The organism is Streptomyces sp. NBC_00513, assembly GCF_041431415.1.
Classification (GTDB): Bacteria; Actinomycetota; Actinomycetes; order Streptomycetales; family Streptomycetaceae; genus Streptomyces.
Genome location: NZ_CP107845.1, coordinates 5,383,516 through 5,399,672 on the forward strand (window position 1 = coordinate 5,383,516; position 16,157 = coordinate 5,399,672).

The window sequence follows — 16,157 nt, forward strand, 5'->3', positions numbered from 1 at the left end:
GGCCGACACATCCAGCTTGGCGGCCGTCGCGCCCGCATGGTGCTGGCCGTACGGCCACCATGTGACAGAATCTGGCCATGCACCGAATCGCCGTACTCGCACTCGAAGGCGTCCCCCCGTTCGAGCTCGGGATCCCCTCCCGCGTCTTCGGCAACGCCCACGACGACGCCGGTGCCCCGCTCTACGAGGTGACCGTCTGCACCGCCGACGGCCTGCCCGTGACCAGCGACGCCGGCTTCACGGTCGGCGTCGCCGCCGGCCCCGAGGCGCTCGCCGCCGCCGACACCGTGGTCATCCCGCCCACCCACGCCATGGACGACCTCGCGCACGGCGCGCCCCTGTCGCCCGCGCTCGCCGCCGCCATCGCCGGGATCCGGCCCGGCACCCGACTGGTGTCGATCTGCACCGGCTCCTACGTCCTCGCCGCCGCCGGGCTGCTCGACGGCCGACCCGCCACCACGCACTGGCTGCACGCCCCCGAGTTCCAGCGGGCCTTCCCGCGGGTCCGGCTCGACGAGGAGGTGCTCTTCGTCGACGACGGAGACGTCCTCACCTCCGCCGGCGTCGCCGCGGGCGTCGACCTCTGCCTCTACCTGATCCGGCAGGACCACGGCACCGCCGTCGCCAACCGCGCCGCCCGCCTTTGCGTCGTCCCGCCCTGGCGTGACGGGGGACAGGCCCAGTACATCGACCGGCCCGTCCCCGAGCCGACCGTCGCCACCACCACCGCCACCCGCGCCTGGGCCCTGGAGCGGCTGTCCGAACCGATCGCCCTCGCCGAACTCGCCGACCACGCCCGGATGAGCCTGCGCACCTTCACCCGACGGTTCCGCGACGAGGTGGGCATGACGCCGGTGCAATGGCTCACCGTCCAGCGCCTCGAACTCGCCCGCCACCTGCTGGAATCCAGCGACCTGTCGGTCGACCTGGTCGCACACCGGGCCGGCTTCGGATCCGGCAACTCGCTGCGCCAGCACATGAGGACCGCCCTCGGCATCTCGCCGATCGCCTACCGACGCACCTTCCGCCCCGCCCTCGCGGAGGCATGACCCCCGGGGTAATCGCGCTCCCGACCGGCGCTTGCCATGATCGAACCAACGGAACGGTTCGACCCGAGGACCGGACCGGCACCGATGCACCGGACCGACACCGTGCACCGGTCCGACACGGCACAGCCGAGGAGAACACGATGACCGCGTACGCCCTGGCCCACCTGCGCCCCGCCCCGATGAACGACGAGATCCTGCGCTACATCGAGCGGATCCAGACCACCATGGACCCCTTCGGCGGCCGCTTCCTCGTCCACGACCGGCAGGTCGAGGTCAAGGAGGGCCCCTTCCCCGGGGCCGTGGTCCTGATCTCCTTCCCCGACATGGACCGCGCCCGCGCCTGGTACGACTCACCCGCCTACCAGGCGATCCTCCCGCTGCGCACCGACAACATCCCCGGCGAGACCATCCTGGTCGACGGGGTCGCACCCGACTACGACGCCGGCCTGACGGCCGCCCACTGGCGCGAGGCCCTCGGCCTCTGAGAGCGGACGGGCGCGATTCAGGGCGCGATCAGGATGCGAGCATGGCCACATGGCTACTCACCTGATCACCGGTGCCGGATCCGGCATCGGCGCCGCCGTCGCGAACCGCCTGCACGCGCGCGGCGACGACCTCGTCCTCCTGGCCCGCGACGCCGCGCGCGGCAAGCAGCTCGTCGAACGCTTCCCCGGCGCGGGCGTGCTCGTGGGCGATCTCGCGGACCCCGACCGGCTCTCGTGGGCCTTCTCCAAGCAGGCCATTCCCGAGCGGATCGACTCCCTGCTGCACATCGCGGGAATCGTCGACCTCGGACCGGTGGGCGAACTGCGTCCCAAGACCTGGCACCAGCAGCTCAACGTCAACCTGATCGCCCCCGCCGAGGTCACCCGGCTGCTGCTCCCCACCCTGCGCGCCTCGCACGCGACGATCGTCTTCGTGAACTCCGGCGCCGGACTGCAGGCCCACGCCGACTGGAGCGCGTACGCCGCCTCCAAGCACGGCCTGAAGGCCCTCGCCGACTCCCTGCGCGAGGAGGAGAGGGCCAACGGCATCCGCGTCACCTCGGTCTACCCGGGCCGCACCGCGAGCCCCATGCAGGCCAAGGTGCACTCCCAGGAGGGCAAGGAGTACGACGCCGCCGCCTGGATCGACCCCGAGTCCGTGGCGACGACCGTCGTCATGGCCGTCGACCTGCCCCGCGACGCCGAGGTCAAGGACCTGAGCGTCAGGCCCGGCCGATGAGCGCGAACGCCACCGGCGTCGGCTCGCTCCCCGGCGGCGACGCCCGCGAGGCCGCCAAGACCGTCACCGGCTCCTTCGAGGAGTTCCCCTACCTCGCCGAGCTGCCCGCGCGGGGACCGGGCGCCGACATGATCGGCCGGTCCCTCGGGCTGCTCGTCGACATGTACGCGCACGTCGAGCCCAGCGGCTGGCGGATCAGCGACCGCCCCGGCCGCGACAGCAAGCGCGCCCGCTCCTGGCTCGGCGAGGACCTCGACGCCCTGGAGGAGTTCACCCAGGGCTACACCGGCAAGCTGAAGATCCAGGCCGTCGGGCCGTGGACCCTGGCCACCGCGCTGGAACTGCACGGCGGGGAGGCGGTCCTCCAGGACGCCGGGGCCTGCCGGGACCTGGCCGGATCGCTCGCGGAGGGGCTGCGCGAGCACCTGGCCGACGTGCGCAAGCGCATCCCCGGCGCCGAGGTGGTCCTCCAGTTCGACGAGCCCTCGCTGACCTCCGTCCTCCTGGGCCGGGTGCGTTCCGCCAGCGGGTACCGGACCTACCGCGCCGTCGACCGACAGGTCGTCGAGGGCACCCTGCGCGAGCTGTTCGCCGTCCACGACGGGGAGGTCGTCGTCCACTCCTGCGCCCCCGAAGTCCCCTTCGGACTGCTCCGGCGCGCCGGCGCCACGGGCGTGTCGTTCGATTTCTCCCTGCTCACCGAGCGCGAGGACGACGCCATCGGGGAGGCCGTCGAGGACGGTGCGAAACTCTTCGTCGGAGTGGTGCCCGGCACCGACGCCCCGTTGTCGGACCCGGGGGGTAGCGTCATGGGTGTCAGGAAGCTTTGGCGCAGGCTGGGACTGGCCCCGGGGACCCTCGCGGACTCCGTCGTGGTCACTCCGTCGTGCGGTCTGGCGGGCGCCTCGCCCGCCTACGCCCGCGCGGTGCAGGCCCACTGCGTCAGGGCGGCGAGGTCGCTCGCCGACAACCCTGAGTGACGGATCAGACGGGCCACGGGAGGACACGGCATGGCAGCCGAACAGAAGCAGGCCGGCGGCGAGTCGGCGGTGCCGGCGGCGGTGCGCGAACAGCACGCGCTGCTCGCCGAGCAGGTCGAGGAGCACCGCTTCCGGTACTACGTGAACGACCAGCCGGTCGTCAGCGACGCCGAGTTCGACACGCTGCTGCGCTCGCTGGAGGCACTCGAAGAGGAGTACTCGGAGCTGCGCACCCCCGACTCGCCGACCCAGAAGGTCGCCGGGGCGTACGAGACGGACTTCGCGTCCGTCGTCCACCGGGAACGGATGCTCTCCCTCGACAACGCCTTCGACGACGAGGAACTCGCGGCCTGGGCCGAGCGGGTGGCCCGGGACGCGAACACCTCCGACTACCACTACCTGTGCGAGTTGAAGGTGGACGGCCTCGCCGTCAACCTCACCTACGAGAACGGCCGGCTCACCCGCGCCGCCACCCGCGGCGACGGCCGCACCGGTGAGGACATCACACCCAACGTGCGCACCATCGCCGAGATCCCCGACCGGCTGAGCGGCGACCGCATCCCGGCCCTCGTGGAGATCCGCGGCGAGGTCTACTTCCCGATGGACAAGTTCGAGGAGCTCAACGCCCGGCTCGTCGAGACCGAGGGCAAGCCCTTCGCCAACCCGCGCAACGCTGCGGCCGGTTCGCTCCGCCAGAAGGACCCGAAGATCACCGCCACTCGGCCGCTGCACATGGTCGTGCACGGCATCGGCGCGCGCGAGGGCTTCGACATCGACAACCTCTCGCACGCCTACGACCTGCTCCGCGAGTGGGGCCTGCCGACCGCCGAGCACAACAAGGTGGTCTCCACCCTGGCGGAAGTGCGCGAGTTCATCGCCCACTTCGGCGAGAACCGGCACTCCGTCGCGCACGAGATCGACGGCGTGGTCGTCAAGCTCGACGAGATCCCGCTCCAGGGCCGGCTCGGGTCGACGGCGCGCGCGCCGCGCTGGGCCATCGCCTGGAAGTACGCCCCCGAAGAGGTCAACACCAAGCTCATCGACATCAAGGTCGGCGTCGGCCGCACCGGGCGCGTGACCCCGTACGCGCAGGTGGAGCCGGTGACGGTGGCCGGGTCGGAGGTCGAGTTCGCGACCCTGCACAACCAGGAGGTCGTCAAGGCCAAGGGCGTCTTCATCGGCGACACCGTGGTCCTGCGCAAGGCCGGCGACGTCATCCCCGAGATCCTCGGCCCGGTGGTCGACCTGCGGGACGGCAGCGAGCGGGAGTTCGTGATGCCGAGCGAGTGCCCCGAGTGCGGGACCCCGCTGCGGCCCATGAAGGAGGGGGACATCGATCTCCGCTGCCCCAACGGGCAGACCTGCCCCGCCCAGTTGCGCGAGCGGCTCTTCTACCTCGGCGGCCGGCAGTGCCTGGACATCGAGAACTTCGGCGCGGTGGCCGCCGCCGCGCTCACCAACCCGCTGGAGCCGGCCGAGCCGCCCCTGCGCGACGAGGGCGACCTGTTCGGCCTCACCATCGAGGACATCCTGCCCATCAAGGCATACGTCCTCGACCAGGACAGCGGACTGCCCAAGCGGGATCCGAAGACCGGCGAGGAGAAGATCGTCACGGTCTTCGCGAACCAGAAGGGCGAGCCGAAGAAGAACGCCCTGGCCATGCTGGAGAACATCGCCGCCGCCAAGGACCGCCCGCTGGCCCGCGTCATCAACGGCCTGTCGATCCGTCACGTAGGACCCGTCGCCGCCGAGGCGCTGGCCCGCGAGTTCCGTTCGATCGAGCGCATCGAGCAGGCCACCGAGGAGGAACTGGCCGCCACCGACGGGGTCGGCGCCATCATCGCGGCGTCCCTCAAGGAATGGTTCGCCGTCGACTGGCACCAGGAGATCCTGCGCAAGTGGCGCGAGGCCGGCGTCCGGATGGAGGAGGAGGGTTCCGGCGAGGAGGAGGGCCCCAGACCCCTGGAGGGCCTGACCGTCGTCGTCACCGGCACCCTGGCGAACCACACCCGGGACGGCGCCAAGGAGGCCCTGCAGAGCCGGGGAGCCAAGGTCACCGGCTCCGTGTCGAAGAAGACCTCCTTCGTCGTGGTCGGCGAGAACCCGGGCTCCAAGTACGACAACGCCGTGAAGTTGAAGCTCGCCATCCTCGACGACGCCGGATTCGAGGTGCTCCTGGAACGGGGGCCGGACGCCGCGCGCGAGGCGGCGCTCCCCGTGGACGGGGCCACGGAAACGGAGTAACGCACGAAGGGAAGTCCTTCCGGGGGACGGGCGAGGGCCAACGGATGCGTGGCGTGCGGCCGTCCGGGCGGGCGCACGCCGGGCGTGGCCATCGGTGCCAAAAGGCCGGTACAGGGCCGGCGGCAGGGCGGTGACCTGTCGGATCATCGGATCGAGGACCGGAAGAGCCTGGTCCAAACTCACCCGTTCGGCGGATACCGTACTGATGAGGATGGCTGGGTCGCATTCGGGCAACCACCGCCGACCGCTGCCCCTGGGACCCTCCGGCGTCCTACTGTTGTGGAGTGCGCCCGTCGCGCACGGCCGCGTGACGTGCTGCCGGCCGTGACGGCACGACATCGGGGCCATCGCGTGACATCGGCATCGCCGGCTGTGAGAGGGACGGGCATGAAACCCACCGAAAGCGCCGACCCGTCACCCGAATTCGGCGGGGAACCCCCGCCCGAGCGGACGGGACGGTTCGGGCTCCTGGGTGCCAGGACGCCGGACACCCGCCCGCTCGACACCGGAGCGGGCCGCAAAGGGCAGGACGGCAAGGGACGGCCCGTCCGCACGACCCTGCCGCTCATCATCGTCGGCCTGTCCGTCGTGGTCCTCGCCGCCGGCATCGCCTCCACCCTGAGCGACCGTCAGGCGCTCTTCCCCGGCGGCACGGTGGGCTGGGCGCTCGCCCTGCTGACCGGCATCATCGTCGGCCACCTCGTCGCGTTGGGCCGCGACCGCTGGTGGGGCGGCACCGGCTCGGGCGCCGCGCTCACCCTCGCCGTCCTCGTCCTCTACGGATGGGTGCCCGCGGGCCTCGTCTCCCTGGCCGTGGTCTCACTGGTCGGGGCCGCGCGCCGGCACCGCTGGCGGCAGGGCCTGCTCCACGGATCCGTCGACATCCTCGGCATCGTCGCCGGGGCTCTCGTCCTCGGCGCCTTCGGCGACCATCCGACGGTCGAGATCCCCTGGCAGCCCACCACCTGGGGGCCGGAGGCCATCCCGGAGGTCATCCTCGTCGCCCTCGCCTACCTGGCGGTCACCCGCCTCCTGCTGTGGGCCTCCCTCTCCCCGCGCGGCGGCGGACTGCCCACCGTCGCCCGCACCGCCCTGCTCCGACAGGCGCTCGTCGCCGCCGCCCTGCTGGGGATCGCCCCGCTGATCTGCGTCGTCGCCGTCTCGCAGCCCGTGCTGCTGCCCTTGTTCGCCGTACCGCTCATCGCACTGGACTCCACGCTGTGGATCGCCCGTGCCCGCGCCGAAGAACAACTGCGCGACCCGCTGACGGGGCTGCCCAACCGGCAATGGCTGCTGGAGCGCGCCTGGTCGGCGCTGGACGAGGCGGAACGACTCGGCACCCGGGCCGCCCTCGTGCTGATCGACCTCGACCGCTTCCGGGCCGTCAACGACACCCTCGGCCACCTCGCCGGCGACCGGCTGCTCCTCCAGATCGCCGACCGGCTGCGCCAGGCCCTGCCCCAGGACGCGGAGGTCGCCCGACTCGGCGGCGACGAGTTCGCCGTACTGCTGCCCGTCGCGGACTCCACCACCAGCGCCCAGCGGGTCGCCCGGCACCTGGTGGCCGAGCTCGGCTCCCCCCTCGACCTGGACGGGCTCACGCTCGTCCTGGAGGCCAGCGCCGGCCTCGCCGTGTTCCCCGACCACGCGCTGGACGCCGAAGGACTGCTGCGCCGCGCCGACGTCGCCATGTACCAGGCCAAACGGGACCGGACGGGCGTCGAGGTCTACGAGTCCAAACGCGACAGCAACACGCCCGACCGGCTCGGCCTCCTCGGCGACCTGCGGCGCGCCCTCGACGCGGGCGAGGTGGAACTGCACTACCAGCCGAAGGTCCGCTTCGACGGACAGGTTGCCGGGCTGGAGGCACTCGTGCGCTGGGTGCACCCGGAACGCGGACGGGTCTCGCCCGACGAGTTCATCGCCATCGCCGAGACCTCCGGGCTGATGCCGCACCTCACCGAGTACGTCCTGGAGACCGCCCTCGCGCAGGTGGCGCGGTGGCGGGCGCAGGGACTGAAGGTGCCCGTGGCCGTCAACGTCTCGCCCCGCGACGTCCACACACCCGGCTTCGCGGGAGCGGTGGCCGCCCGGCTGGCGCGGCACGGGGTCCCGGCGAGCGGCCTCCAGCTGGAGATAACGGAACACGTGCTGCTGGAGGACCCCCAGCGGGCCGCGGACACCATGGCCGGGCTGACCGGGCACGGGGTGAAGATGTCGCTGGACGACTTCGGCACCGGGTACTCCTCCCTCGTGCACCTGAGACGGCTGCCGGTCAGCGAGCTGAAGATCGACCGTTCGTTCGTGGCCCGGCTCGCCGTCGACGCGCAGGACGCGGAGATCGTCCGGTGCACGGTCGACCTCGCGCACTCGCTGGGGCTCCTCGTCGTCGCCGAGGGCGTGGAGGACGACGAGACCTGGGAGCGCCTGCGGGACCTCGGCTGCGACGCGGTCCAGGGGTGGCTGGTCGCCGCCGCCATGCCGCCCCAGGAGGCCACCGCCTGGCTGCTGGCCCGCGGCGAGCGCGGCTGGCGACGCCCGGCGGACATCACCGCCGAACTCGCGGCCGCCGCGGCGGCGGAGACCCAGGCCTCCTGAGACCACCCGGGCGGGTCCCGGCAGGGGGCCCGGGCGACCCGGTGGGGCAAACCGTTTAGTGGGTCAGGGGGCGGGCCCCATAGGATTGGGCCTGAAAACCCACACGCTCACCACCCCCAGAGGATCGCCGCATGCCTGGCATCACGCGCGAGGAGGTCGCCCACCTCGCTCGGCTGGCACGTCTGGAGCTGAAAAGCGAAGAGCTCGACCACTTCGCCGGACAGCTCGACGACATCATCGGCGCGGTCGCCCGCGTCTCCGAGGTCGCCGACCAAGACGTCCCGCCGACCTCCCACCCGCTGCCGCTGACGAACGTCATGCGCGCGGACGAGGTCCGTCCGTCGCTCACCCCCGAGCAGGCGCTTTCCGGCGCTCCCGCCCAGGAGCAGCAGCGTTTCAAGGTGCCGCAGATCCTGGGGGAGGACTAACAACCATGACTGAGATCATCAAGCTCACGGCCGCCGAGACCGCCGAGAAGATCGCCTCCGGCGAACTCACGGCCGTCGAGGTCACCGAGGCCCACCTGGCCCGCATCGAGGCCGTCGACGAGAAGGTCCACGCCTTCCTGCACGTCGACCGCGACGGGGCCCTGGCCCAGGCACGCGCCGTCGACGCGAAGCGCGCCGCGGGCGAGAAGCTCGGCCCGCTCGCCGGCGTACCGCTCGCCCTCAAGGACATCTTCACCACCGTCGGGGTCCCGACCACCGTCGGTTCGAAGATCCTCGAAGGGTGGATCCCGCCGTACGACGCCACCCTGACGCGCAAGCTGAAGGAAGCCGACGTCGTCATCCTCGGCAAGACCAACATGGACGAGTTCGCCATGGGGTCCTCCACCGAGAACAGCGCCTACGGCCCCACCGGCAACCCGTGGGACCTCACCCGCATCCCCGGCGGCTCCGGCGGCGGCTCCTCCGCGGCCCTCGCCTCGTACCAGGCGCCCCTGGCCATCGGCACGGACACCGGCGGGTCCATCCGCCAGCCCGCCGCCGTCACCGCCACCGTCGGCGTGAAGCCCACGTACGGCTCGGTGTCGCGCTACGGCATGGTCGCGTTCTCGTCCTCCCTGGACCAGGGCGGGCCCTGCGCCCGCACCGTCCTGGACGCCGCGCTCCTGCACGAGGTCATCGCCGGCCACGACCCGATGGACTCGACCTCCATCGACGCGCCGGTCCCGCCGGTCGTCGAGGCGGCCCGCAACGGCTCCGTCGCCGGCCTGCGCGTCGGCGTGGTGAAGCAGTTCGCCGGCGAGGGCTACCAGGCCGGCGTCGTCCAGCGCTTCAACGAGTCGGTGGAACTCCTCAAGGAGCTCGGCGCCGAGATCGTCGAACTGGACTGCCCGTCCTTCGACCTGGCCATGGCCGCGTACTACCTGATCGCCCCGTCCGAGGCCTCCTCGAACCTGGCGCGCTTCGACGGCCTGCGCTACGGCCTGCGCGTCGGCGACGACGGCACCCTGTCCGCCGAGGACGTCACCGCCCTGACCCGCGAGGCCGGCTTCGGCGACGAGGTCAAGCGCCGCATCATCCTCGGCACGTACGCGCTCAGCTCCGGCTACTACGACGCGTACTACGGCTCCGCGCAGAAGGTCCGCACGCTCATCACGAAGGACTTCGAGAAGTCCTTCGAGCAGGTCGACGTGATCGTCTCCCCGACGACCCCGACCACCGCCTTCCCGATCGGCGAGCGCACCGACGACCCCCTCGCCATGTACCTCGCGGACCTGTGCACCATCCCGACCAACCTGGCCGGCAACTCCGCCATGTCGCTCCCCTGCGGCCTGGCACCGGAGGACGGCCTCCCGGTCGGACTGCAAATCATCGCCCCCGCGATGAAGGACGACCGGCTGTACAAGGTCGGCGCCGCCGTCGAGGCGGCCTTCGTCGCGCGCTGGGGTCACCCGCTGCTTGAGGAGGCACCGTCGCTGTGAGCACCAGTGCACTGTCCAAGGCCAAGGGCTTCAAGAAGTCCAAGACCGGCACCTACCTGTCGATCGGCACCACCGCCTTCGGCGCCCTCGGCGTGATCAAGCAGGTCAAGAAGGCCCGCACCGAACACGACGTGCTGAAGTTGATCGACGCCGCCGTGTCCGCCGCCGCCATCGTGACCGGCCTCGCGATCCTGTACCGCGAGCTGAAGCGCCTCGGCGACGACGACGTCCTGCTGGGCTGAGAGGGAACATCCACCGTGAGCTTCACTGAACTGCTGTCGTACGAGGACGCCCTCGCGTCGTACGACCCCGTCATGGGCCTGGAGGTCCATGTCGAGCTCGGCACCAGGACCAAGATGTTCTGCGGCTGCTCGACCGAGCTGGGTGCACAGCCCAACTCGCAGACCTGCCCGGTCTGTCTCGGTCTGCCGGGCGCGCTGCCGGTCGTCAACGCGATCGGCATCGAGTCCGCGATCAAGATCGGCCTCGCGCTGAACTGCGACATCGCCGAGTGGTGCCGCTTCGCCCGGAAGAACTACTTCTATCCGGACATGCCGAAGAACTTCCAGACCTCCCAGTACGACGAGCCCATCGCCTTCAACGGCTTCCTGGACGTCCAGCTGGAGGACGGCGAGATCTTCCGCGTGGAGATCGAGCGCGCCCACATGGAGGAGGACACCGGCAAGTCGCTGCACGTCGGCGGCGCCACCGGTCGCATCCACGGTGCGTCCCACTCCCTGCTGGACTACAACCGCGCCGGCATCCCGCTCATCGAGATCGTCACCAAGCCGATCGAGGGCGCCGGCGAGCGGGCCCCCGAGGTCGCCAAGGCGTACGTCGCGGAGCTGCGCGAGGTCATCAAGGCGCTCGACGTGTCCGAGGCCCGGATGGACAAGGGCCAGATGCGCTGCGACGTGAACCTGTCGCTGCGCCCGAACGGCACCGAGAAGTTCGGCACCCGCTCGGAGACGAAGAACGTCAACTCGCTCCGCTCCGTGGAGCGCGCGGCGCGCTACGAGATCCAGCGGCACGCGGCCGTGCTGTCCTCCGGCGGCACGATCGTGCAGGAGACCCGGCACTTCCACGAGGAGGACGGCTCCACCACCGCCGGCCGCATCAAGGACAACGCCGAGGATTACCGGTACTTCCCGGAGCCCGACCTGGTGCCCGTCGCCCCGGCCCGCGCCTGGGTCGAGGAGCTGCGCACCGGTCTGCCCGAGATGCCGCGCGTGCGGCGCAACCGGCTCCGCCAGGAGTGGGGCGTCAACGAGCACGACATGCAGTCGATCCTCAACGCGGGCGCGGTGGACTCCATCGTCGCCACCATCGACGCGGGCGCCGACTCGACGGCCGCCCGCAAGTGGTGGATGGGCGAGTTGGCCCGCAACGCCAACGAGCAGGGCGTCGTCGTCGACGAGCTGCCGATCACCCCGGCCCAGGTGGCCCGGGTGGCGGCGCTGGTCGCCGCGGGCGACCTGAACGACAAGCTGGCCCGCCAGGTCATCGAGGGCGTCCTCGCCGGCGAGGGCACCCCGGACGAGGTCGTCGACAAGCGCGGCCTGAAGGTCGTCTCGGACGAGGGCGCGCTGGGCGCGGCCGTGGACGAGGCCATCGCGGGCAACGCGGCCATCGCCGACAAGATCCGCGGCGGCAAGGTCGCCGCCGTCGGCGCCCTGGTCGGGGCGGTCATGAAGACCACCCGCGGTCAGGCCGACGCGGCGCGCGTCAAGGAACTCATCCTGGAGCGCCTGGGCGTCTCCGAGGGCTAGATCCCGATCCCGTACGAGGAACGGCCCGCACCGGTGTTCACCGGTGCGGGCCGTTCCTCGTCGGTCGACTCCGACCGCCGCGGGACGCCGCGGCCGCCGCGAGACCTACAGCGGAACCGGCGCCGCCAGGAAAGCCAGCCGCGCCGGCTTCGCGGGCAGATACACCTCGGGCAGGTCGATCTCCGGGAGCAAGACCTCCGGGCCGAGCACGAAGCCGGTGCGCTCCAGGCGACTGATGGCCTTGAGGTTGCGGGCGTCGGGCTCGGCGACCACGCGGCGGGTACGGCCGTCGGTGAAGACGTACGCCATGAACGCGGTCAGCAGGGCCGCGGTGAATCCGCGCTCGGCGCCACCGCCCGCGTCCGGGGCGATCAGCAGGTGCACACCCGTGTCGCCGGGCTGCGCCTCGTAGCACTCGCTGACCCGGTCCGCCGAGCAGTCGTACGTCTGGAACAGCGCGACCGGCGTGCCGTCGCGGCTGACGATGAACGCGTGGTGCGTCGTGCGCCGGTCCACGTCCTCGTAGATCTCCCGCACCAGTTCGCGGCTCGCGTCGCCCATGCCCCAGAAGCGGGCGCGCTCCTGGCTGACCCAGCCGTGGATCAGCGTCGCGTCGGCGGCGGGGTCGACGGGGGTGATGGTGACCGTGCCGAAGCCCGCCACGGGGTGGGTGTGCACGGGCTCGCGGGTGGACGTGCTGGATGCGCCGGTCATGCGTGGGTTTCCTTGGTGAGTCGGGCCCAGTCGGTGACGACCGGTACGAGTTCGCACCGCGCCCACAGGGCGAGCTGGTCACGGTGGTGGGGTGAGCCGGTGACGCCGTCCGCGCCCAGGGGGACCGCCCAGAGGCTGTCCTCCCGTCGGGCCAGGTCCCAGGCGTAACGGGCGGCCGAGGCGCGGGCGGTGAGATCGGTGAAGCCGGGTACGGAGGAGGTGGCGTTCACGCAGTCGTGGTCGCCGCCGAGGCCGGGCCACCGCGCGTCGGGGTCCGGGAGCGCCGACCAGGGCACGAGCCGGTGGACCCGCGACCAGGGGGTGTCGGCGCCCTGCGCGGCGGCGGTCTCCTCCAGGGCGGCCCGTACGTGCGCGACCCGGTCCAGGGCGGGCAGGAGCGGGGTGGTCAACAGCCCTTCGAGGGCGTAGCCCACCCTCGGGAGCAGGTACAGCCAGGGGTGGAAGACCTCCGGGCCGGTGGGGGCGTCGGCCAGCCCCGCGAGCGCGGGGTCGGCGGCGATGCCGCGTACCGTCGCGGTCCGGAAGGCGGCGAAGACGGTGGCGTCGGTGCTGTCGGCCGCCATGTGCCGGTCCCAGGCGAGCAGTCGGGCGCGCAGCGCCTCGGCGGCGGGGGAGAGGTCCGCGAGATCCGGCAGCAGGTCGAGCAGGGCCGCGGCGGAGGCCAGCCGGGTGTCCGCGTGCACGTCGGCCATCGCCTTCGCGGACCAGTCGGTGGAGCCGGAGAGCAGCTCGCGGATGCGGTCGGCCCGGTGCGGGGGAGCGAACTCCACGCCGAGGGGGGCGGCGATGCCGCGCGCGTTCGCCATCACGGCGAAGTCCCGCACCGGCTCGGCGGGCGTCTCGGCCCAGCCCCGCCACGCGTACCGCGCATCCCAGGCGGGCACGGGGCGCAGCCGGTTGGCGGGGTCGCGCAACGGGACGGCGCCGGCGACACGGTGCAGCAGACCGCCCTCGGTGTCGGCGGCGTGCACGACGTTGACCGGCTCCGCCCAGCCGTCGAGCGCGCGGTCGACGTCGGCCACGGTGCGGGCCCGCAGCAGGGCCGGCAGGACGGCGAAACCGAGGTCGCGACGGACCCGGGGCGGGTAGCGCAGCGACAGGGTCTGGTCCGCCGACTCCTCGCGGGTGATCACCGGACCGCGCGCGGTCTCCAGCACCTCGACCTCCACCGGATCGCCGCCGGCGACGGAGATGGTCTCGGTGTGCCGGTGGACGGGCTCCCAGGCGCCGTCCGGCCCCAGCGCCTCGACGCCGTCGCCGCCGGGCGCCGGGCGCAGCCGCTCGACGTACAAGTCCTGGTAGTCGGCCATGGCGTTGGTGATGGCCCAGGCCGCGCCGCCGGTGTGCCCGAAGTGGCCGAGGCCGGGGATGCCGGGGACGGCCAGGCCGAGGACGTCGAACTCGGGGCAGGAGAGACGTATCTGCTGGTAGACGCCCGGGTCCTCGATGAACCGGTGCGGATCGCCGGCGATGATCGCCGCGCCGGTGGCGGTCCGGTCGCCGGGGACCAGCCAGCCGTTGCTGCCGGCCGTGCCGGGGCCGTCGGTGGCGAACAGGGTGACCGCCTCGTCGCCCAGGGCCCGGCCGACGCGCTCGCGCCAGAGCTTGGTCGCGAAACCGGCGAACAGGATGTGGGTGGCGATCCAGATGGAGAGCGGGACCCACGGCTCCCACGGGGTGGGAACGTGCCCGGTGCGCGCGAACCGCTCGTCGCGCAGGGCGCCTTCGGCCAGCCCCTCGTTGACCCCGTCCACGTACGCCCGCACCCAGGCCGCGGTCTGCGGGTCGAGGGCCTCGTGACAGCGGCGGGCGGTGTCGTCGAGACGGGACTGGCGGGCGAACCGGTCCCAGGTCACGGCGTCCGCACCGAGGAAGGCGGCGCTGGAGCCCTGGGCGCGATGACGCTCGACCTCCAACTGCCAGGCGCGGTCCAGGGCGGTGACGCGCCCCTGGGCGTGGGAGAGTCGGAGCGCGTCGGATGCGCGAAGATGGGGGACGCCCCAGTCGTCGCGGTAGACCGCGTAGTCGTCCGACGGGTTTGCGCTGCTCACACTGCTCACTCTTCCCCAAAGCATTAGGTTAGGCTGACCTAACTATAAGGCTGAAAGTGCGTGCCGATGCCGAGGGGCAGGGGCAGCTCAGGGGAAGGGGTGGCCACACATGGCCGTTGGCAAGGGCTGGGAGGGCGTCGTCCTCAAGCTCATGGGGGCGAAGGACTTCACCTTCACCGTCACCGGGGCGGAGGACGTCACGGCGAACTACCGCCGCGTGCACCTGTCGGACGGAGGACTCCTCGCGGCGGCCGGAGAATCGATTCATCCGACGATGTGGGTCCGCCTGTGGTTCCAGAGCGAGGGCAAGCCGCACCAGCGTGCCTACACGCTCGTCGACCCCGACCCCGCGACGGGCACCTTCACCCTCGAATTCGCCCTCCACGACGGAGTGGCCAGCGCCTGGGCGCGGGCCGCCCAACCCGGCGACACCATCGAGGCCAGCATCCAGGGCACCGGATTCACCGCCCCCGCGCCCGAGCCCGAACGCCTCCTGGTGATCGGCGACCCGGCCTCCCTCCCGGCCATCAACTCCCTCCTCGACGCCTACCCGAGGACCCCCGCCACGATCTGGTTCGAGACCCAGCACGCCTCCGACACCGACCTCCCCGTCCGCCTGGACCCCGACCGGCACGACATCCGCCGCGTCGAGCGCGGCGCGGGCGCCGGGGCGAACCTGGTGGAGCAGGTCAAGGCGCAACTCCCCGAGCTGGTCGCCGACCCCGCCTCGGCGTACGTGTGGCTGGCCTGCGACGCCGCGACCACCCGCGCGTTGACCGCGTACCTCCGCAAGGACCTGGCCCTGCCGAAGCAGCGGGTCAACGGCCTCGGCTACTGGCGCGCCGCCTGACGCAGACGTCCGGCCGCGGCCCCCGTGCCCACCCCGTGCCCGCCCCCGAGGCTTCGGGGGTGGGCACGGGGTGGGCACGGGTCCCTCTTCGCCCGCCCGCGACTCGCGTGGCCCGCCGCGTCCCGCACCTGCCGACGGTGCGTCTCTCAGACACCTCCGCCGCGTCCTCCCGCGTCCTCACGCGCCGACGGTGCCGTCCACGGCCTCGCGGAGGAAGTCGGCGTGCCCGTTGTGGCGGGCGTACTCGTGGATCATGTGCAGCATCACCAGGCGCAACGAGACGTCCTCCTTCCACCTCGGGACGTGCACCGTCACCTCCAGGGACGCGGCTGCGGCCTCCACCTCCCGGGAGTGCTCGATCTCGGCGTGCCAGGCGGCGAAGGCCTCGGCCCCGCTCGCGTCCGTGGCGTCGTAGGCCGCCTGGAAGTCGTGGCGGTCGGACCACAGGTGCGGGACCTCGGCCCCGCCGATCGTGCGGCGGAACCACTGTCGCTCGACCTCGGCCATGTGTCGAACCAGGCCCATCAGGGACAAGGCGGACGGCGGGGACGCCTGGCGGCGCAGTTGCCCGTCGTCCAGACCCTCGCACTTCATCGCGAGGGTGGCGCGGTGAAAGTCGAGGTAGGCGCGGAGCGTTTCGCGCTCGCCGCCGGTACCGGGTGGTGAGATGCGTTCCATGTGCATGATCCTGCCCGCCCGACCCGACGGCCGGAAGGACCCGGCGGGCACC

The 16,157-nt window shown here is 72.2% G+C and carries 14 protein-coding genes; 11 read left to right on the forward strand and 3 right to left on the reverse strand.

What is annotated here, in order from left to right; all coding sequences use genetic code 11:
• Positions 1-77 precede the first annotated feature (77 nt).
• The 10 genes from OHA84_RS24980 to gatB all read left to right on the forward strand — a co-directional run bounded on the left by OHA84_RS24980 (position 78) and on the right by gatB (position 11,791).
• Positions 78-1,049: a GlxA family transcriptional regulator gene (locus tag OHA84_RS24980; protein WP_266950033.1), complete on the forward strand. Its 972-nt coding sequence runs from the start codon at positions 78-80 to the stop codon at positions 1,047-1,049.
• 140 nt (positions 1,050-1,189) lie between these two features.
• On the forward strand, positions 1,190-1,534 hold the full coding sequence (locus OHA84_RS24985; RefSeq protein ID WP_266950034.1) for a DUF1330 domain-containing protein: 345 nt from the start codon (positions 1,190-1,192) through the stop codon (positions 1,532-1,534).
• A gap of 49 nt (positions 1,535-1,583) precedes the next feature.
• Positions 1,584-2,273 (forward strand): SDR family oxidoreductase, encoded by a 690-nt coding sequence (locus OHA84_RS24990; protein WP_053677637.1) that lies wholly within the window; start codon positions 1,584-1,586, stop codon positions 2,271-2,273.
• Positions 2,270-3,253: a methionine synthase gene (locus OHA84_RS24995; RefSeq protein ID WP_053677639.1), complete on the forward strand. Its 984-nt coding sequence runs from the start codon at positions 2,270-2,272 to the stop codon at positions 3,251-3,253. Before OHA84_RS24990 ends, OHA84_RS24995 begins: the two co-directional genes overlap by 4 nt.
• 30 nt (positions 3,254-3,283) lie before the next feature.
• Positions 3,284-5,497: an NAD-dependent DNA ligase LigA gene (gene ligA, locus OHA84_RS25000; protein WP_266969685.1), complete on the forward strand. Its 2,214-nt coding sequence runs from the start codon at positions 3,284-3,286 to the stop codon at positions 5,495-5,497.
• Positions 5,498-5,965: 468 nt separating this feature from the next.
• The gene (locus OHA84_RS25005) at positions 5,966-8,095 is read left to right on the forward strand and encodes a putative bifunctional diguanylate cyclase/phosphodiesterase (protein ID WP_371591604.1); all 2,130 of its coding nucleotides are present in this window, start codon (positions 5,966-5,968) and stop codon (positions 8,093-8,095) included.
• A 131-nt stretch (positions 8,096-8,226) separates the two neighbouring features.
• Positions 8,227-8,523, forward strand: a complete 297-nt coding sequence (gene gatC / locus OHA84_RS25010; RefSeq protein ID WP_007266718.1) for an Asp-tRNA(Asn)/Glu-tRNA(Gln) amidotransferase subunit GatC — start codon at positions 8,227-8,229, stop codon at positions 8,521-8,523.
• Positions 8,524-8,528: 5 nt separating this feature from the next.
• The gene (gatA, locus tag OHA84_RS25015; protein WP_053677645.1) at positions 8,529-10,022 is read left to right on the forward strand and encodes an Asp-tRNA(Asn)/Glu-tRNA(Gln) amidotransferase subunit GatA; all 1,494 of its coding nucleotides are present in this window, start codon (positions 8,529-8,531) and stop codon (positions 10,020-10,022) included.
• Positions 10,019-10,264: a hypothetical protein gene (locus OHA84_RS25020; RefSeq protein WP_053677648.1), complete on the forward strand. Its 246-nt coding sequence runs from the start codon at positions 10,019-10,021 to the stop codon at positions 10,262-10,264. Before gatA ends, OHA84_RS25020 begins: the two co-directional genes overlap by 4 nt.
• Before the next feature lie 72 nt (positions 10,265-10,336).
• Positions 10,337-11,791, forward strand: coding sequence for an Asp-tRNA(Asn)/Glu-tRNA(Gln) amidotransferase subunit GatB (gene gatB, locus OHA84_RS25025; protein ID WP_371591605.1), 1,455 nt, complete (start codon positions 10,337-10,339; stop codon positions 11,789-11,791).
• 105 nt (positions 11,792-11,896) lie between these two features.
• Here the strand turns inward: gatB and OHA84_RS25030 are convergent, their stop codons facing one another.
• Both OHA84_RS25030 and OHA84_RS25035 read right to left on the reverse strand, forming a co-directional pair.
• Entirely contained in the window at positions 11,897-12,505 is a 609-nt protein-coding gene (locus OHA84_RS25030; RefSeq protein WP_266969681.1) for a GNAT family N-acetyltransferase, read from the reverse strand.
• On the reverse strand, positions 12,502-14,601 hold the full coding sequence (locus OHA84_RS25035; protein ID WP_266969679.1) for a penicillin acylase family protein: 2,100 nt from the start codon (positions 14,599-14,601) through the stop codon (positions 12,502-12,504). Before OHA84_RS25035 ends, OHA84_RS25030 begins: the two co-directional genes overlap by 4 nt.
• A gap of 85 nt (positions 14,602-14,686) precedes the next feature.
• On the opposite strand from OHA84_RS25035, the gene OHA84_RS25040 reads away from it, so the two are divergent.
• Positions 14,687-15,427, forward strand: a complete 741-nt coding sequence (locus OHA84_RS25040) for a siderophore-interacting protein (RefSeq protein ID WP_053677656.1) — start codon at positions 14,687-14,689, stop codon at positions 15,425-15,427.
• A 177-nt stretch (positions 15,428-15,604) separates the two neighbouring features.
• Here the strand turns inward: OHA84_RS25040 and OHA84_RS25045 are convergent, their stop codons facing one another.
• Positions 15,605-16,111: a DinB family protein gene (locus tag OHA84_RS25045; RefSeq protein ID WP_266969676.1), complete on the reverse strand. Its 507-nt coding sequence runs from the start codon at positions 16,109-16,111 to the stop codon at positions 15,605-15,607.
• Between the last annotated feature and the right edge of the window lie 46 nt (positions 16,112-16,157).